General features: G+C 33.5%; 17 protein-coding genes and 1 riboswitch. Of the genes, 5 read left to right on the top strand and 12 right to left on the bottom strand.

All coding sequences use genetic code 11. From position 1 onward, the window contains the following. Positions 1–333: 333 nt before the first annotated feature. Positions 334–1,629, bottom strand: a complete 1,296-nt coding sequence (gene auxA, locus IDG45_RS10755) for a lipoteichoic acid stability factor AuxA (RefSeq protein WP_000009069.1) — start codon at positions 1,627–1,629, stop codon at positions 334–336. Positions 1,630–1,780: 151 nt separating this feature from the next. On the opposite strand from auxA, the gene graF reads away from it, so the two are divergent. The 4 genes from graF to IDG45_RS10735 all read left to right on the top strand — a co-directional run bounded on the left by graF (position 1,781) and on the right by IDG45_RS10735 (position 5,289). Next, positions 1,781–1,915 carry a glycopeptide resistance-associated protein GraF gene (gene graF / locus IDG45_RS10750; RefSeq protein ID WP_000064214.1) on the top strand — a complete coding sequence of 45 codons (135 nt, stop codon included), beginning with the start codon at positions 1,781–1,783 and terminating at the stop codon, positions 1,913–1,915. Positions 1,916–2,321: 406 nt separating this feature from the next. Beyond that, positions 2,322–2,422, top strand: a riboswitch (TPP riboswitch). A 76-nt stretch (positions 2,423–2,498) separates the two neighbouring features. Further along, complete coding sequence (locus IDG45_RS10745; RefSeq protein ID WP_000033477.1) at positions 2,499–3,074, top strand: ECF transporter S component; 576 nt, start codon at positions 2,499–2,501, stop codon at positions 3,072–3,074. Between the two features lie 15 nt (positions 3,075–3,089). Next, a complete protein-coding gene (locus tag IDG45_RS10740; protein ID WP_000921977.1) occupies positions 3,090–4,490 on the top strand; it encodes an ABC transporter ATP-binding protein in 1,401 nt (466 codons plus the stop codon). Beyond that, positions 4,483–5,289 carry an energy-coupling factor transporter transmembrane component T family protein gene (locus tag IDG45_RS10735; RefSeq protein WP_000273259.1) on the top strand — a complete coding sequence of 269 codons (807 nt, stop codon included), beginning with the start codon at positions 4,483–4,485 and terminating at the stop codon, positions 5,287–5,289. The genes IDG45_RS10740 and IDG45_RS10735 overlap by 8 nt, the downstream gene beginning before the upstream one ends. A 265-nt stretch (positions 5,290–5,554) precedes the next feature. Here the strand turns inward: IDG45_RS10735 and purD are convergent, their stop codons facing one another. From purD to purE, 11 genes are read right to left on the bottom strand one after another with little or no spacing between them, the layout of a single operon-like run. Beyond that, positions 5,555–6,802, bottom strand: a complete 1,248-nt coding sequence (gene purD, locus IDG45_RS10730) for a phosphoribosylamine--glycine ligase (RefSeq protein ID WP_001101910.1) — start codon at positions 6,800–6,802, stop codon at positions 5,555–5,557. A 21-nt stretch (positions 6,803–6,823) separates the two neighbouring features. Then, positions 6,824–8,302 (bottom strand): bifunctional phosphoribosylaminoimidazolecarboxamide formyltransferase/IMP cyclohydrolase, encoded by a 1,479-nt coding sequence (gene purH / locus IDG45_RS10725; RefSeq protein ID WP_000709282.1) that lies wholly within the window; start codon positions 8,300–8,302, stop codon positions 6,824–6,826. A gap of 14 nt (positions 8,303–8,316) precedes the next feature. Next, complete coding sequence (gene purN, locus IDG45_RS10720) at positions 8,317–8,883, bottom strand: phosphoribosylglycinamide formyltransferase (RefSeq protein ID WP_031927753.1); 567 nt, start codon at positions 8,881–8,883, stop codon at positions 8,317–8,319. 2 nt (positions 8,884–8,885) lie between these two features. Then, positions 8,886–9,914 carry a phosphoribosylformylglycinamidine cyclo-ligase gene (gene purM, locus IDG45_RS10715; protein ID WP_000030808.1) on the bottom strand — a complete coding sequence of 343 codons (1,029 nt, stop codon included), beginning with the start codon at positions 9,912–9,914 and terminating at the stop codon, positions 8,886–8,888. Then, complete coding sequence (gene purF, locus IDG45_RS10710; protein ID WP_086034323.1) at positions 9,907–11,391, bottom strand: amidophosphoribosyltransferase; 1,485 nt, start codon at positions 11,389–11,391, stop codon at positions 9,907–9,909. The genes purM and purF overlap by 8 nt, the downstream gene beginning before the upstream one ends. After that, positions 11,370–13,559: a phosphoribosylformylglycinamidine synthase subunit PurL gene (purL, locus tag IDG45_RS10705; protein ID WP_000032747.1), complete on the bottom strand. Its 2,190-nt coding sequence runs from the start codon at positions 13,557–13,559 to the stop codon at positions 11,370–11,372. Before purL ends, purF begins: the two co-directional genes overlap by 22 nt. After that, entirely contained in the window at positions 13,552–14,223 is a 672-nt protein-coding gene (gene purQ, locus IDG45_RS10700) for a phosphoribosylformylglycinamidine synthase I (RefSeq protein ID WP_000666799.1), read from the bottom strand. Before purQ ends, purL begins: the two co-directional genes overlap by 8 nt. 1 nt (position 14,224) lies before the next feature. Beyond that, complete coding sequence (gene purS / locus IDG45_RS10695; RefSeq protein ID WP_000848351.1) at positions 14,225–14,488, bottom strand: phosphoribosylformylglycinamidine synthase subunit PurS; 264 nt, start codon at positions 14,486–14,488, stop codon at positions 14,225–14,227. Next, a complete protein-coding gene (gene purC / locus IDG45_RS10690) occupies positions 14,488–15,192 on the bottom strand; it encodes a phosphoribosylaminoimidazolesuccinocarboxamide synthase (RefSeq protein ID WP_000174052.1) in 705 nt (234 codons plus the stop codon). Before purC ends, purS begins: the two co-directional genes overlap by 1 nt. A gap of 3 nt (positions 15,193–15,195) precedes the next feature. Continuing rightward, positions 15,196–16,320, bottom strand: a complete 1,125-nt coding sequence (gene purK / locus IDG45_RS10685; RefSeq protein WP_001010403.1) for a 5-(carboxyamino)imidazole ribonucleotide synthase — start codon at positions 16,318–16,320, stop codon at positions 15,196–15,198. Beyond that, a complete protein-coding gene (purE, locus tag IDG45_RS10680) occupies positions 16,307–16,789 on the bottom strand; it encodes a 5-(carboxyamino)imidazole ribonucleotide mutase (RefSeq protein WP_001807178.1) in 483 nt (160 codons plus the stop codon). The genes purK and purE overlap by 14 nt, the downstream gene beginning before the upstream one ends. A 200-nt stretch (positions 16,790–16,989) precedes the next feature. Between purE and folD the strand changes: the two genes are divergently transcribed. Beyond that, positions 16,990–17,850, top strand: coding sequence for a bifunctional methylenetetrahydrofolate dehydrogenase/methenyltetrahydrofolate cyclohydrolase FolD (gene folD / locus IDG45_RS10675; protein WP_000225846.1), 861 nt, complete (start codon positions 16,990–16,992; stop codon positions 17,848–17,850). Positions 17,851–18,286 lie beyond the last annotated feature (436 nt).

The raw sequence follows: 18,286 nt of genomic DNA, 5'->3' as shown, positions 1-18,286 counted from the left end.
GATTTTAACAAATTAGTAATTCGAATGATATATGTTAAATTTCTACAAAGGAAATACTATATATCGTTTCGCCAATTCCATATGTCGCTTCAACTATTTACTAGTTTTCTTGATTTTACAAATGGATAACTTTTCAACTATTTTATTTGCACTAAAACTTTGTATACAATTTTCAATACTTAATTCGCATCACCTGAATCAATCAAATCTAGTTACAAAAAAAGTACTATCCATAAACTTCATTGACCTGTATCTAAATAAGTTAGAGATATATCTAACTTATAGCGTACACATCAAAATGTTTAATAGATAGTACTTTTATAATGCTTTTAATTATGGTCGCTCTCGTAATTGTAACGAATAAGAAATGATGATTGCCAATAACATTAATAGTAATGTTGGCGTAATGAACACTGAAAGTAGTAGTCCATGAATCATTATATTTATAAATTCCGTTAACAATTTAAAGAATAAAATGCTCCCCATAAATAGTTGTAAATAATAAAACTTACCTTTCAAGTGGAAAGTTAACGTTGTAGCGATATATGCGATAATAATGAATAGCAGAATTAGTAATGTAACCCATTCAATAACATATTGTGTCTGTGATAATTTCCAATCACCAGATACAAATAATGCATTACGATTATTAAATTCTAAAAATGTGAATAAAAAGATGACGACACCACAAAATAGTTCGACATACATTGGTTTAACCCATTTCGGTTTTCTCATCCAATCAGGAATATCGTCTTCTTGAATATCGATAATATCATTAACTTTCTTTTTGAATTTATCTCTTTTAGCTCTAATTTTATCTAAATCGACACTTCTTCTTGTCTTACGTGCATATTCTGTAGTCTTATCTTGGAGTTGTTTCAAGTGAATTTTAGTTTGATTCGTGACATTCCCTTTACTTGTTCTTGATAATTCTGGCTCCTCTTCACCTAATTCTTGCTTTGTTAAAGGTAAAGCTCGGCGCAAGAACAAGAAATTCCAAATAGCCATTTGACCAAGTAACCACATAATTATAAAGAAAGCATTGACACTTAAGATATCAATTGACTCTATTTCATTAGCATCAATTCTGCCATACAATGCAATTTGTGTAATTAAGTAACTTATACCATAACTCACAATTATCCACATGAAATGATTTTTTACATTTTCCTGATTCAATTCATCTTTATAGACGATATATCCTATATGAATTGTAAATGGAATAATGAAAATCACTGCAAAGAATCCATAAACTTGTGTCATTAATATAAGAGTAATAATAAAGTACATGATACCGATAACTAAGAAAAAGATAGAAATATCATAGTCATACTTAATAGTTCTAAGTAATGTATGACCAATCAACATAACTAAAATACCGAATATAATTATCACAATTGCACTAACTATAGGGAAATTACCTATAAATCGACTCATTACTTTAATAATTTCACTGAAAAATGCATTCAGAAATTCCCACACATTATGAACATGTGTATCAACTTTTTTACCACCATTTAATTGTTTAATTAATGGCAAGTTAATTAAAATAATGAGACCAGTGAAGAGTGAAACGATACCGATTAAATAGCTAAAAATAATTTCGGCGTGTTTCCTAAGAAAAGACATTATGTTCACCTCAAAATCATTATATATTAATCTAATGTTGTTGTCTTTAGATAAATGAATAAATAGTGCTATAGACTTAGAAAAGTTTAACGAAAGTACAACCGGGTAAGATTTATATATAAATAATTATCCAATTTGGGAGGAATTAATCATGTCAAATGAAAATCAAAATAAAAAAGCAGCAGAAAAAGCTAAAGAAGTTGAAGAAAAATTAAAAGATAAAAAAGAAGAAAAAACAGAAGATATTAATCAAACAAAACAAGATATCCAAGATACACTAAATTAATTTAGAGCCCCTTACAACTTTTAGTTGTAAGGGGCTTTTATGCATGCGCTCAGCGCAAGTATCCCTCTTTTACCTTACAACTTTTAGTTGTTAGGGGCTTTTATGCTTGTGCTCGGCGCAAGTATCCCTCTTTTACCTTACAAACTATAATTTATAAGCCATTATGCACGGATTCTTCACTGTTGTTAAAAAGGTATGATTGATAAGTACCCCTCTTCATTTATCAGCTCAATATTATTACATGTCACATATTTTTATATCTTTAATTACTAACATTCCTACTACATCTTCAATTTAAATCCAATGCTAATATTATAAATTTTAAATCGAATTAAACGAAATTTCATGAAGACAACCTATTGACATAAGTTTACAAACGTCTTACAGTATAATTAATTAAATAAATCGCACACACTAGGGGTGTTTTATACTGAGATGAGGCTTGCCCTCAAACCCTTTGAACCTGATCTAGCTTGAACTAGCGTAGGAAAGTGTTACTATACATATGTTTTACTAATATATATTGTGAACGCATAACTTTCCTATGGATGGTTGTGCGTTTTTTTATTAGGAGGATGTAAAAATGTCAAAAGGTTTAAAGCTATCTGAAATACTAGTAACCGTACTTATTTCAGTAGTATTCGCAGTTATTTACAATTTATGGTGGTTTGTTTACAATGGTGTTCAAGCTACAGGCCTTCACCTCGAACAATTAACAAACGGGGTTTGGTTCATGGCAGCGATTGTCTGCTATCTAATTATTCCAAAACCAGGTATTGCTTTACTGGCTGAATTTGCTGCAGGTGCCGGCGAAACTATCATTATGGGTCGTTTCGATATTCCGACAATTGTTTACGCTTTTATACAAGGTTTAGCGTGTGAACTTGTCTTTGCAATTTTTAAATATCAATCTCGTTCAGTTATGGTAGCTATGTTAGCAGGTTTTTGTACAGCAATCGCGGCTTTCCCGATAGATTATTTCTATGGTTATTTAAATGAAGTTGCAGGTTGGAACTTAACATTATTCATCGTATTTAGATTAATTAGTGGTGCAGTAGTCGCCGGCGTCTTATCATACCTTTTAGTAAAAGCTTTAGATAAGACAGGTGTAACAAAATTATTTAGACCAGCTGCTAAAGAAGATTACGACAACTTATAAGAGGAGCCATTCAGAGTGTTAAAAGTAAGTGATTTACGATTAAAATATCCAAGTGGTCAGCGTAAAATTTTCGATCATTTAAATATCACTATTCAAGACAAAGAAAAAGTACTTTTACTCGGTCCTTCTGGTTGCGGTAAAAGTACACTTCTGAATGTATTAAGTGGTATTGTTCCTAATTTAATAGAATTACCTATGAAATATGATGAACTAATCGTAGACCCATTAAGTGGCGTTATTTTCCAAGACCCTGATAGCCAGTTTTGTATGCCAAAAGTATACGAAGAACTTGCATTCGTTTTAGAAAATAGACAAGTACCACGTGAAGACATGGATGCGTTAATTATCAATGCTTTAAATATGGTCAATTTAAATGTTACCCCTGAAACGTATATCAAAGATTTAAGTGGCGGGATGAAACAGAAATTGGCAATTGTTGAAACCATTCTTCAACAATCAAAAACATTGTTTTTAGATGAACCGACAGCAATGTTAGATGTTCAAGCAACAGAAGATTTATGGACTAAACTAATTGAACTTTGGGAAAATCAAACTGTTGTAATCGTTGAACATAAAGTTAAACACATCTGGAATCATGTCGACCGCGTCATTTTGATGGATTATAACGGAAATATCATTGCCGATGAATGTCCTGAAATCATATTACAGAAGTATGTTCATTTACTCAGTGAATATGGTGTGTGGCATCCACGTGCATGGGAATTCGCACCAAGTCGTGTTGACTTTCCAACAGCAAACTCACACTTATTACAATTTAAAAATGGACGTATTATTCGCGGTAAATCAACATTGCTCTCATTCTCAGATTTAGAAATTGGTCTAGGTGAGTGGATTACAATTACAGGGGCAAATGGTAGTGGTAAAACAACCTTGCTTGAATCAATTATGCAATTGATTAAATATCAAGGTGATGTTTATTTTGAAAATCAGCGTTTAACAAAAATTAAACATGCAGCAAAACACATGTATCTAGTTTATCAAAACCCAGAATTACAATTTATAACAAATTCGGTTTATGATGAAATTAACATTCATTTTAATCACCTTTCTAAAGATCAAAGTGATGATGAAACGATGCAACTTTTAAAACTTTTAGATTTAGAAAATGTAAAAGATCAACATCCTTATGAGTTGTCTATTGGTCAAAAACGACGCCTTAGCGTAGCTACCGCACTAAGTTCTAAAGCTGATATCATCTTTTTAGATGAACCGACATTTGGACTTGATAGCCATAATACATTCCAGTTGATCAAACTTTTCCAAAAACGAATTAATTTGGGACAAAGTATTGTCATGGTTACACATGACGATGAAATAATTGAACGTTATCCATCAAGAAGACTTAAAATTTCAGATGGTGCGTTACTAGATTGTGATGGTGATACGAATGTATGAGCAATGGAAAGTTCGGCAATCATTTGTTGATGATGTCAACATTATAACGAAACTATTTCTTGGAATTATACTATTTTTCTTTATTATATTTGTGCATAATTTCGATTTTATGCTTTATATCACTATCTTAATGTTAGTTTTCTTATTGATGTTTAATGGTACTCAGTTTAAAATTACAGCAATTTTTATAACTATAAGTATTGGCTTTGCATTACTCTCTTCCCTGTTCATGATTTTATACGGGAACGGTAGCCATACAATTTTGAAATTCGGATTTATCCATATTACAACAGAAAGTTTAGTTCGTGGTTTACATGTTTCATTAAGAACCATTGCTATTTCATTTTTCGGTATCTTAATCGCACTCACATCTCAGGTTGTCATGATTTTTTATAGTTTAATGCAACATTTAAAGGTTAAATCAAAAGTTGCTTATGCATTCATGGCTGCCATTCGTATGATACCTTTAATGATTAGTTCTTTAATACAGCTTCGCAGATCTTTAAAAATGCGCTATCAGATGATAGACGCATCAAATTATAGAGGATTAAAGCGATTTAAGCATTTAATCATACCTCTATTAAGCCAAAACATTAGAAAGGCTCATCAATTATCAGTTGCGATGGAGTCGAAAGGATTTAGAGATGGTCCTCGTACTTACTATTACAACGTACCTTTCTCATATAAAGATGTAATCTTTATTATAGTTTTAATTGCCATTATTACTTTGGCATATTATTGTTCAATCAATTTACCCATCACGGGCATAGATGATGTTCGTCTTGGTCGTGTAGGTTAAATTTTATCCATAATTGTATAGATACTAAATTAGAAATTCATTGTATAGAAAAAGAAAACCATTTATTCCATACTAAACAAAAGAGGTGCCACAAACATGTTATTTTGTTCATCCAAACATGTTGTGGCGCCTCTTTTGTATTACATATACATAATCACAAATTTGGTACAGAAATCAATGTCCTAGACTCTACAACTAAAAAAGCTATGAAAAAATCTATCGTTATAGATTCGTTCATAGCTAATCTTAGTATTTTTAAATATACTTATTTAAGTTGTAGTGCTTTATTCGCAATGTCATGACGATAGAATAAATGGTCACTTTGTATTTGAGATACTTTTTCGTATGCGTCTTGCTGTGCATCATGTACATTGTCACCTTTTCCGATGGCAAGTATAACTCTACCACCTGAAGTAACAAAGGTATCACCTTGCTTCTTTAATCCACTAACAAAATAGTTTTCATTTAAATCAAAGCCACTTACTTTATGCCCTTTTTCATATGCATCAGGATATCCTTTTGATGCCAACATGACCCCTACAATAGATTCATTTTTCCATTTGAATTCAGTACGTTTTCCTTCATCTAAATCAATAATATGCTGCATTAAATCACTTTCCATGCGACTTAATAATACTTGAGCTTCAGGATCTCCAAAACGGGCATTAAATTCAATTACTTTTGGACCATCTTTAGTTAAAATAGCACCAATGTATAATACTCCGAAGAATTGATAACCTTCATTAAGCATTGCCTTTGCAATGGGTTGTGCAATCGTTTCATTTGTAAGTTTTAAAACATCGTCACTAATATGTGGTACTGGACAATAAGCCCCCATACCACCAGTATTTGGTCCTTCATCATGATCAAATGCGCGTTTATGATCTTGTGCAATACAGTCGAAAGGAACTGCTAAATCACCATTAACAAATGTCATTAGCGAGAACTCTTCACCTTCTAAAAACGTTTCAAATACAACAGTACCTTCTTCTTCATCACCATACATAATCTCAATAGCACTTCTGGCTGCTTCAATAGTATCTGCAATAATAACGCCTTTCCCAGCAGCTAACCCATCTTTCTTGACAACAACGGGCAATTCACAGTTTTCAATATATGTTAAAGCATCCTTTTTTCGCTCAACTTCTTTATAATCCGCAGTTGGAATATTATATTTTTCCATTATCTTTTTAGCAAATAATTTTGAGCCTTCGATTTGAGCAGCTTGCTTATTTGGACCAAACACTTTGAAACCATTCGCTCGTAAAATGTCTGCTAATCCATCAATTAGCGGTTGTTCAGGACCTATAACAACCCAATCAACATCTTGCTGTTTAGCAAAATCTAGTATCCCTTGATGATCAGATTCTGAAATTTCAGTGTGTACTTCAGCTATAGGTGTCATTGCCTCATTACCTGGAATAACAAACACTTGTTTAACTAGATTCGATTGATTAAGTTTATATGCAAGTGCATGTTCTCGTCCACCAGCACCAATTACTAATACATTCATTTATGTTACGCCCCTTTAAAATTAGTGTTTAAAATGTCGAGTGCCTGTGACTACCATTGCAATACCATGTTTATTAGCCATATCAATTGAATCTTGATCTTTAATCGAACCACCCGGTTGGATAATTGCCTTTATACCATGTTGTGCTGCAAGTTCAACTGTATCTCCCATAGGGAAAAATCCATCAGATACTAACGCTACATGATCATTGATTTCAATAGCTCTCTCTAACGCAATTTTAGCAGCACCGACACGATTCATTTGTCCAGCACCTATACCTACAGTTTGTTTATTATTACTTAAAATAATTGCATTACTTTTTACTGATGGTACAACTTTCCATCCTAATAGCATTGCTTCCCATTGTTCATCAGTAGGTGCAACTTCTGTAACAACTTTCATTTCTTCTTTTGGCACGACATAATTGTCTTTATCTTGAACTAAATATCCGCCAGATACTGAAACAAACTCTTCTTCGTTACTGTCTATAGTCATATCAATTTCTAATAATCTTACATTCTTCTTTTGTTTTAAAATATCTAATGCTTCATCTGTAAATTTTGGTGCAATAATGACTTCCAAAAAGATACTATGCAATTGCTCTGCTAACTCAGGTGTTACAGCTCGGTTTAATGCAACAATTCCACCAAATATTGATTGACTATCCGCTTCATACGCATGTTGAAATGCTTGTTCTATCGTGTCACCGATACCAACACCACATGGATTCATGTGTTTAACTGCAACTGCAGCAGGTGTATCAAACTTTTTAACTAAAGCTAGTGTAGCATCTGCATCTTTAATATTGTTATAGCTTAATTGTTTCCCATGTAATTGTTTAGCGCCTGCAATCGTGTGCTTAGCATTCGAAGTTCTCACAAAATACGCTGATTGTTGTGGATTTTCTCCATATCTTAAAGTTTCTTTATCCCCTTTAAAGAAACGTACAATCGCTTCATCATATTCTGCAGTATGCTCAAAAACTTTGATCATTAATGATTGTCTATATGACTCATCTAACGAATCGTTTCTTAATCGCGTCAATACTTCTTGATAATCTGCAGGATGTACAATTGTTGTTACATGTTTATAGTTTTTAGCTGCAGCACGTAACATTGTTGGACCACCAATATCAATATTTTCAATTGCTTCGTCCATCGTCACATCAGGGTTTGCAACAGTTTGTTGGAATGGATATAAATTAACTACTACCATATCAATTAAATCTATATGTTGTTCTGATAATTCATTTAAATGCTGCGGTTTATTTCGATCAGCTAAAATGCCACCATGAACAGCCGGATGTAATGTTTTAACACGGCCATCCATTATTTCTGGAAAATGTGTTAAGTCTGAAACAGAACGAACTGGTACATTTGCTTCATCTAATATACGTTTAGTACCACCTGTTGAATATAATTCATAATTTAATTGCGTTAGCGCTTTAGCAAACTCTACAATACCTGTTTTATTTGATACGCTCAAAATAGCTTTCTTCATCACATACATACTCCTTATTTTACAATTTTAGCAATAACACTTGGATATAACTCATATTCCAATTTTTTTACTTTCTCTTCTAATTGTTCTTTTGAATCGTCCGGTCTAATATCACATTGTCTCTGTTCAATAATTTCTCCCGTATCCATACCACTATCAACATAATGTACTGTCGAACCAGTAATAGTATCGCCACTATGATATGCTTGGCCTATTGCGTCAATCCCCTTATATTTCGGCAATAGAGATGGATGTATATTCAATATTTTACCTTCAAATGATGCTAATAAGTCTGGACCAATTAGGCGCATGTAGCCAGCTAAAATAATCCACTCTACCTTATCTTCATTTAATAATGTTACTAAATGTTGTTCATACGCTGCTTTTGAATCAAATTTTTTTGGTTCATTAATATAAACAGGAATATCATGCTTTTTTGCTCTATCTATACAAAACGCATTTTGATGATCCGTATATAGCGCCGTAACTTCAATATTTTCAAGTTTTCCTGATTCAACATGCTCAACTATATTTTCAAAGTTACTTCCTGAACCTGATGCAAAAATCGCAATTTTAACCATTGTTATACCCCCAACAATTCGATTGCAGTTGACTCATTTTTCACAATATGACCAATTTGATAGGCTTCCACATTTTGTTCTGCTAAAATCTTCAAAGCGCGTGATACATCTTTTTCATCAACGATAACCGTATAGCCAATACCCATATTAAAAATGTTATACATTTCATTTGTGTCTATATTGCCTTGTTGTTGTAACCAATCAAATATTTTTGGCGTTGGAAATGATGTAGTATCAATTCTAGCAGCATATCCGGCTGGCAATGCACGTGGAATATTTTCATAAAAACCTCCACCAGTAATATGATTCATTGCCTTAATAGAAACTTCTTTTTTCAGAGCAAGTACAGGTTTGACATATAATTTAGTTGGCTCTAAAAAGACATCTATAAATGGACGATTATCGAAGTTTGATGCCAATTCAATGCCTGATTCATTAATTAATTTGCGCACTAAACTGTATCCATTTGAATGAATGCCACTTGACGCAAGCCCTATAACAACTTGTCCCTCTTCCACTTCTGAACCATCTACATAGTCATCCTTTTCAACTGCTCCAACTGCAAATCCGGCTACATCATATTCGCCTTCGTGATACATTTCACCCATTTCAGCAGTCTCTCCACCGATAAGTGCAGTATTCGTTTCAACGCATGCATCACTAATACCTTTAACAATTTGTTCAATAACTTCAGGAACAACTTTGTTTGTAGCGATGTAATCTAAAAAATATAATGGTTCTGCACCTGTCGTTAAAATATCATTAACACACATTGCGACTGCATCGATACCTATCGAATCATGTTTACCATAGTCGATAGCTAGTTTTAATTTCGTACCTACTCCGTCTGTTCCAGAAACTAAAACTGGTGCTGTCATATTTAATTGTGATAAATCAAATGTAGCACCGAATCCACCTAAACCACCGATAACTTCTTTACGCATCGTACGTTTAACATGACTAGACATTCTTTCTACAGCTTCATAACCAGCATGAATATTTACACCAGATTGTTCATATGCTTTAGACATTTAAATTTCCCTCGCTATCAAAAAAGTGTTTATTTTTAGAAATATATTGCTTTTGTCGATGACTTAAGTGTGCTTTATAATTTGCTTCATAATCATATAACCCTGCAGGATAATCTCCAGTGAAACTTTCTACACATAAGCCACTATATGGCGCGTCATAATCTAAACCAATTGATTCAATTAACCCATCTACAGATAGATATGCTAATGAATCAGCGCCAATATAATCTTTAATTTCTTCAGGTGATTTGCTTGCAGAAATTAATTCTGCCGTAGTTGAAACATCGATTCCATAAAAACTTGGGAACATAAATTCCGGTGATGCTATACGCACATGCACTTTATTTGCACCAGAAGCTTTTAACATTTTCACAATGCGTCGAATTGTCGTACCGCGAACAATGGAATCATCAACAAGAATGATATTTTTCCCATCTACTATATCTTTTACCGCAGATAACTTCACTCTCACACCTTGCTCACGTAATTCCTGAGTTGGTTGAATAAATGTTCTTGCAACATATTGATTTTTAACTAGTCCCATTTCATATGGCAAACCTATTTCTTCAGCATAACCACTCGCAGCTGATAGCGATGAATTGGGTACACCGATGACCATATCAGCATTTACAGGGCTTTCTTGGGCTAATTTTTTACCAGAAGCTTTACGCACTGCATGAACATTTTTGCCAGCAATCGTTGAATCTGGTCTCGCAAAATAAATATATTCCATCGCAGAAATTGCAGTTGTCGTATGATGTGTATAAGATTTAACTGTAATACCTTTATCGTTAATCACGACATATTCACCCGCATGAATATCTTGAACAAACTCTGCACCTAACACATCTATTGCACATGTTTCACTTGCAAGAATGTATGTACCATCTTTCATTTTACCTACAACAAGAGGTCTGATAGCATTTGGATCTACTGCGCCATACAACGCATCTTTAGTTAAAATCGCAAATGTAAAACCGCCTTTAACTTTTCGCAAACTTTCTTTCAACGCTTCCTCAAAAGTAGGAGCTTTACTTCGACGTATCAAATGCATAATGACTTCAGTATCAGAAGACGAATGGAAGATAGCACCTTGTTTTTCTAAATTCTGACGCAATGATTTAGCATTAATGAGGTTACCATTATGACAAATACCTACACTCATATCATAAAAGTGATACAGAAACGGTTGAATATTTTCAATACCTTTATTACCTGAAGTAGCATAACGGACGTGACCAATTGCATGTTGATATCCTTTTAATCGTTCCATTTGGTCATCTTTAATCGCTTCAGTAAGTAAGCCTAATCCTCGCTCGCCTTTTAATTCATTTTGATCAGAAACAACTATACCTGCACCTTCTTGACCACGATGTTGCAAACTATGAAGTCCCATATATGTTAGTTGCGCTGCTTCAGGATGATTCCAAATACCAAACACGCCACATTCTTCGTTTAATCCTGAGTAGTTAAACATTGAGCAATTGCCCCTTCCCATATTTGTTTAATATCTGAAACATTTTCACTAATCTCTGTATATGGTGTTGTTACTTTGAAATTATCACTATCTGTTAAAAGTCCAATTTCTATTGCATTATCAATATTTAAAGTTTTACCTGATTTAACAGAAACAACATATCGGCCTTGTGTCTCACTAAACAATTGTGCATTTGTTATATCTATTGAAGACTTTAATCCTAAACCGTAATGCGCACTTAGTTTAGCTAAGGTAATCAGTAAGCCACCTTTACCAACCGTTTGAACATGTGATAATACCCCTTCACGAATAGCTGTCTTGATTGATTCACCTTTTTCAACTTCTGAACTCAAATCTAATGACTCAAATTCATGATTAACTTTGCCATAAATTAACTTTTCAAGTTGACTACCACCAAAGTCGTCCTTAGTATCACCGATTAAATATAATTTATCTCCAACTTGAGGTTCAAAATCATTTAAATAATTTACATTTTCAATCAAACCTACCATTCCAACAACTGGTGTTGGGAAAATAGAAGTACCTTTCGTTTCGTTATATAAAGATACATTACCAGAAACTACTGGTGTCTTAAGAATGTCACATGCTTCTGCCATACCTTTCGTTGAATCTATCAACTGTTGATAGATTTCTTTCTTTTCAGGAGAACCATAATTTAAACAATCTGTCATTGCTAATGGTGTTGCACCCACGGCAATTAAATTTCGATAAGCTTCAGCTACTACCATCTTTCCACCTTCATATGGATTGTTATATACATAACGCGCTTCACCATCAATTGTTGAAGCAATTGCCTTATTTGTGCCTTCCACACGTACTACCGATGCTTGAAGTCCAGGCTTAATTATCGTATTGGCACCAACTTGTTGGTCGTATTGATCATATAAATAGTGTTTAGATGCTATAGTCGGATGCTTAAGTAATTTAAAGAAAGTATCTTTAACATCGATGTGTGTATAATCATTTTTAGAAGTATTATAATTTTTTTCTTCTCCTTCTAAAATATATACAGGTGCTTCATCAGCTAGTGGTTCAACTGGAATGTCAGCATAAACTTCGTCATCATATGTTAAAACAAAACGATTTGTATCTGTAACTTCACCTATAACAGCACTATCTAATTCGTGCTTATCAAATAAATCTAAGAATTTTTGTTCAGTACCTTTTTCAACAACTAGTAACATACGTTCTTGAGTTTCTGAAAGCATCATTTCATAAGGAGAAATACCTGGCTCACGTGTTGGCACTTGTTCTAATCTCAAATGTAAACCACTACCACCTTTTGCCGCCATTTCAGATGATGAAGATGTTAAACCAGCAGCACCCATATCTTGAATACCAACTAATTCATCAAATGTAATTGCTTCAAGTGTTGCTTCCATTAATTTTTTACCTACAAATGGATCACCGATTTGTACAGAAGGTCGTTTACTTTCGCTTTCTTCCGTCAATTCTTCAGATGCAAAAGTAGCACCATGAATACCATCTCGACCAGTTTTCAAACCAACATAAATGACCGAATTACCTACACCTTTTGCTGTGCCTTTTTGAATCATGTCGTGATTGATAACACCAACACACATTGCATTAACAAGTGGATTGCCATCATAACGTTCATCAAATTCGATTTCACCGGCAGTTGTTGGAATACCAATGCAGTTACCATAACCTCCGATACCCTTTACAACCCCTTTAAGTAATCTTTGGTTTTGTTTATTATCTAATTCTCCAAATCTAAGACTGTTTAACAAATTAATAGGTCTAGCTCCAATAGAGACAATGTCACGAATGATTCCACCAACGCCTGTAGCAGCCCCTTGATATGGTTCAATTGCTGATGGATGATTGTGAGACTCTACTTTAAATACTACGGCTTGATTATCACCTATATCGACTACCCCTGCACCTTCACCTGGCCCCATAAGCACATGCTCACCTGACGTAGGAAATTGCTTTAAAAACGGTTTAGAATGTTTATAAGAGCAATGTTCACTCCACATAACAGAAAAGATACCTGTTTCTGTAAAGTTAGGTTGTCTGCCTAAAATATCGCAAACTTTTTCATATTCTTGATCACTTAATCCCATATCTTGATATACTTTTTCAAGTTTAATTTCTTCAACGCTTGGTTCGATAAATTTAGACATGTTGTTCCCTCCAACTTTTTACCATCGCTTCAAATAATTTCACACCACTATCAGTACCTAACAACGTTTCTAAAGCTCTTTCAGGATGTGGCATCATACCACATACATTGCCTTTTTCGTTAACAATTCCTGCAATATCATCATATGAACCGTTCGGATTATTCACATATTTCAGAATAATTTGATTGTTAGCTTTTAATTGTTGATATATTTCATCAGTACAATAATAATGGCCTTCACCGTGAGCTACAGGATATATAACTTTTTCACCTTGTTCATAAAGATTTGTAAATGCCGTTTGATTATTCACTATTTCTAACTCTTCATTTCTACTAATAAATAAATGTGAATCGTTATGCAATAATGCACCAGGTAATAAGCCTATTTCAGTTAAAATTTGAAACCCATTACAAACACCTAATACTGGCTTACCTTCAGCTGCAAGACGTTTAACTTCAGAAATAATCGGCGCTACACTAGCCATTGCCCCAGATCTTAAGTAATCCCCGAATGAAAATCCACCAGGAATAAGTACGCCATCAAATCCACTTAGTGATGTTTCTCTATAATCTACATATTCCGCTTCAACACCACTTTTAATAGCAGCATTAAACATGTCTCTATCACAATTCGAACCTGGAAAAACAAGAACCGCAAATTTCATTTTATGCATTCTCCTTTTCATCTTCTAAAACTTTATAGCTATATTCTTCAATCACTGTATTTGCAAACAATTTTTCACTTAGAGTTGTAATAATGTTGTGTACCTTTTCATCACTAACCTCATCCACTGTCATATATAATACTTTTCCTACACGAATATCATTCACTTGTGCATAACCTAAGTCATGTACAGCTCGAGTAAGCGTTTGTCCTTGCGTATCTAATACTTGTGGTTGTAATGTGATATGTAGTTCAATTGTTTTCATTATTTTAAATCCTCCAATTTGTTTAAAAATATTTGATATGTTTCAATCAGTGATCCAGTGTTATTTCTATATACATCTTTATCAAAGTTTGCATTGGTAGCTTTATCCCAAATTCGACATGTATCTGGAGATATTTCATCCGCTAACAAAATTTGACCAGTCTCAGTCTTTCCAAATTCGATTTTAAAATCTACTAATTTTAAATTCATAGCATCCATTAATTGTTTCAACACAATATTAATCTTTAATGCTTTGGATTTTAGTATTTCAATATCTTCATCTGATGCTATATTGAGCAATTTAACATGGTCATCCGTTATCAATGGATCATTTAACGCATCATTTTTATAGAAAAATTCCACAAGTGGTTCTCTAAAAACTTCACCATTTTCAAAACCTAAACGCTTTGTAATAGATCCACTAGCAATATTACGGACAACTACTTCTAATGGAATTATTTTCACAGGCTTAACTAATTGTTCTGTTTCAGATAATTGCTTAATAAAGTGACTTTCTATTCCATTTTCTTGTAAATATTTAAATATAATAGAAGTAATTTGATTATTTAATCGCCCCTTACCTGCCATCGTGTCTTTCTTAGCCCCGTTTCCAGCAGTAACTTCATCTTTATATTCAACTCTTAATTCATTTTCTTGATTTGTTGAGAAAATGCGCTTCGCTTTTCCTTCATATAATAATGTCATGCTTTAATTACTCCCCTCAAATTTAGCGTACATATCTTGTTCAGTTTGGTTTACATCATTCGTTAGTACAGTCATATGCCCCATTTTTCTGCTATCTTTACGCTCAGACTTACCATAAATATGTAAGTGCCACTCTGGATGTTCATTAAATTCATTTTCCAATAAATCTAAGTCTTTACCTAGTAAGTTCATCATGACTGCAGGTTTTAATAATTCAATTGAATTTGGTAATGATTGTCCGGTAACTGCTAAAATATGAGTATCAAATTGTGAATAATCACATGCCTCAATTGAATAATGTCCGGAATTGTGAGGCCTTGGTGCAATCTCGTTCACATACAATTGGTTGTTACTATCTATAAAAAATTCAACTGTAAATGTTCCAATGAAATGAATCGATTGGATAATTTTATTAACTTGCTCTTTCGCCTCTGCTATTTTATCTATTCTCGCTGGAACAATTGTTTTGAAAAGTATTTGATTTCTATGCTCATTTTCTTGTAATGGGAAAAAAGTGATTTGATTGTTGTTTCCTCTTGTAACAGTAAGTGATACTTCTTTCTTGATATTCAAAAATTTTTCAGCTACGCATTCACTAGTTTCAATTAATTTAAAACCTTCTTGTAAGTCTTTTTCGTTGTTAATTAAAACTTGACCTTTGCCATCGTAGCCACCAAATCTAGTTTTTACAATAAAAGGATATCCTAATGTTTCAATTGCTTTGTCAATATCTGTAGATTCTTTTACTGAAATGAATGGGACAACCTTGGTACCAGCACTTTTTAATGTTTCTTTTTCAGTTAAGCGGTCTTGTAATAACTGTATAGCTTGGTAACCTTGCGGAATATTGTACTTTTCACATAATAGTTTTAATTGTTGGGCTGAAATGTTTTCAAATTCATAAGTAATCACATCACATTTTTGTCCTAATTGATTGAGTGCCTTTTCATCGTCATACTTGGCTTGTATAAATTCGTGTGCAACGTATCTACATGGACAATCTTCAGAAGGATCCAAAACAGCCACTTTATAACCCATTTTTTGAGCTGATTGTGCCATCATCTTTCCAAGCTGACCACCACCAATAATGCCAATAGTCGCACCAAACTTTAATTTATTGAAGTTCATTTTGCATGTCCTCCACTTTTTGAATTAACGAAGATTCATACTGATTTAGTTTTTCAACTAAAGAAGAATTTTGAATACTTAACATTCTTGCTGCAAGTATACCTGCGTTTTTAGCACCTGCTGCACCAATTGCAGTCGTTGCAACCGGAATACCTCCTGGCATTTGAACAATTGATAATAAAGAATCTATACCCTTTAAACTTTTTGTTTCAATCGGCACTCCAATAACTGGTAGCGTCGTTAATGATGCAACCATACCTGGTAAATGTGCCGCACCGCCAGCGCCTGCAATGATAATGTCTATACCTCTTTTTCTCGCTTCAGAAGCAAATTGAACCATCATTTTTGGCGTACGATGTGCGGATACTACTTGCTTTTCGTACGGAATTTCAAAATAATCCAACATGTTACAACTCTCTTGCATAATTTTCCAATCGGAAGAACTGCCCATAATGACTGCTACTTTCACTTTGTACACCCTTTCAAAAGTTTGAATTGTGAATTACTTTAGTTGTATATTATAGATATAGCATAACAAGCAATTTCTGCTTTTTCAATCAAAAATCGAACTTTATTTTGATTTTTTGTTTGAATTTACGTCTTTTGCTATGTAAATTAGTTTTATGAACTAACAAAGTTAGGATATTGACAATAGGAGGAGAAGTTTTTATGGTTGCTAAAATTTTAGATGGTAAACAAATTGCCAAAGACTACAGACAGGGGTTACAAAATCAAGTTGAAGCGCTAAAAGAAAAGGGTTTTACACCTAAATTATCCGTTATATTAGTTGGTAATGATGGCGCTAGTCAAAGTTATGTTAGATCAAAAAAGAAAGCAGCTGAAAAAATTGGTATGATTTCAGAAATCGTACATTTGGAAGAAACAGCTACTGAAGAAGAAGTATTAAACGAACTAAATAGACTAAATAATGATGATTCTGTAAGTGGTATTTTGGTACAAGTACCATTACCAAAACAAGTTAGCGAACAGAAAATATTAGAAGCAATCAATCCTGATAAAGATGTGGACGGTTTCCATCCAATAAATATAGGGAAATTATATATCGATGAACAAACTTTTGTACCTTGCACACCGCTTGGCATCATGGAAATATTAAAACATGCTGATATTGATTTAGAAGGTAAAAATGCAGTAGTAATTGGACGAAGTCATATTGTCGGACAACCAGTTTCTAAGTTACTACTTCAAAAAAATGCATCAGTAACAATCTTACATTCTCGTTCAAAGGATATGGCATCATATTTAAAAGATGCTGATGTCATAGTCAGTGCAGTTGGTAAGCCTGGTTTAGTAACAAAAGATGTTGTCAAAGAAGGAGCAGTAATTATCGATGTTGGCAATACGCCAGATGAAAATGGCAAATTAAAAGGTGACGTTGATTATGATGCGGTTAAAGAAATTGCTGGAGCTATTACACCTGTTCCTGGTGGCGTTGGTCCATTAACAATTACAATGGTATTAAATAATACCTTGCTTGCAGAAAAAATGCGTCGAGGTGTTGATTCGTAAAGATCCTGAGACATAAATCAATCTTCTAGGCTCTACAAAGTTATAATGGCAGTAGTTGACTGAACGAAAATCCGCTTGTAACAAGCTTTTTTCAATTCTAGTCAACCTTGCCGGGGTGGGACGACGAAATAAATTTTACGAAAATATCATTTCTGTCCCACTCCCTAATATCTGAGTTTTAATGAACTCTTTTAATCCACATTAAATATTATCTCGCAATTGCAATGAATAAGAAGAATCTGGGACATTCATCAATCAAATGCTCCCTTCAAAGTAGACATTGAAAAAATGAAGGCTTTGAAGGGAGCATTTTGAACTGCACCCAGTCTAGTAGACAATTAAATAATTAAAATTAATGGTTGGTTTTGTTGTTATACAGAATCAGCCATTTTTAATGTAATTCTTTCATGATTAAAGAAAAGAATAAAATCATGAA

The sequence above is a fragment of the Staphylococcus sp. EG-SA-10 genome (assembly GCF_017151945.1).
Lineage (GTDB): Bacteria > Bacillota > Bacilli > Staphylococcales > Staphylococcaceae > Staphylococcus > Staphylococcus aureus.
The sequence above is the reverse complement of the archived record's forward strand: the minus strand, read 5'-3'. Positions and strand labels throughout refer to the sequence as shown.

Bases quoted from the DNA above. Each gene is read 5' to 3' on its own strand.
- auxA (WP_000009069.1), bottom strand. From the start codon at position 1,629: ATGTCTTTTCTTAGGAAACACGCCGAAATTATTTTTAGCTATTTAATC.
- graF (WP_000064214.1), top strand. From the start codon at position 1,781: ATGTCAAATGAAAATCAAAATAAAAAAGCAGCAGAAAAAGCTAAAGAA.
- IDG45_RS10745 (WP_000033477.1), top strand. From the start codon at position 2,499: ATGTCAAAAGGTTTAAAGCTATCTGAAATACTAGTAACCGTACTTATT.
- IDG45_RS10735 (WP_000273259.1), top strand. From the start codon at position 4,483: ATGTATGAGCAATGGAAAGTTCGGCAATCATTTGTTGATGATGTCAAC.
- purD (WP_001101910.1), bottom strand. From the start codon at position 6,802: ATGAATGTATTAGTAATTGGTGCTGGTGGACGAGAACATGCACTTGCA.
- purH (WP_000709282.1), bottom strand. From the start codon at position 8,302: ATGAAGAAAGCTATTTTGAGCGTATCAAATAAAACAGGTATTGTAGAG.
- purN (WP_031927753.1), bottom strand. From the start codon at position 8,883: ATGGTTAAAATTGCGATTTTTGCATCAGGTTCAGGAAGTAACTTTGAA.
- purM (WP_000030808.1), bottom strand. From the start codon at position 9,914: ATGTCTAAAGCATATGAACAATCTGGTGTAAATATTCATGCTGGTTAT.
- purF (WP_086034323.1), bottom strand. From the start codon at position 11,391: ATGTTTAACTACTCAGGATTAAACGAAGAATGTGGCGTGTTTGGTATT.
- purL (WP_000032747.1), bottom strand. From the start codon at position 13,559: ATGTCTAAATTTATCGAACCAAGCGTTGAAGAAATTAAACTTGAAAAA.
- purQ (WP_000666799.1), bottom strand. From the start codon at position 14,223: ATGAAATTTGCGGTTCTTGTTTTTCCAGGTTCGAATTGTGATAGAGAC.
- purS (WP_000848351.1), bottom strand. From the start codon at position 14,488: ATGAAAACAATTGAACTACATATCACATTACAACCACAAGTATTAGAT.
- purC (WP_000174052.1), bottom strand. From the start codon at position 15,192: ATGACATTATTATATGAAGGAAAAGCGAAGCGCATTTTCTCAACAAAT.
- purK (WP_001010403.1), bottom strand. From the start codon at position 16,320: ATGAACTTCAATAAATTAAAGTTTGGTGCGACTATTGGCATTATTGGT.
- folD (WP_000225846.1), top strand. From the start codon at position 16,990: ATGGTTGCTAAAATTTTAGATGGTAAACAAATTGCCAAAGACTACAGA.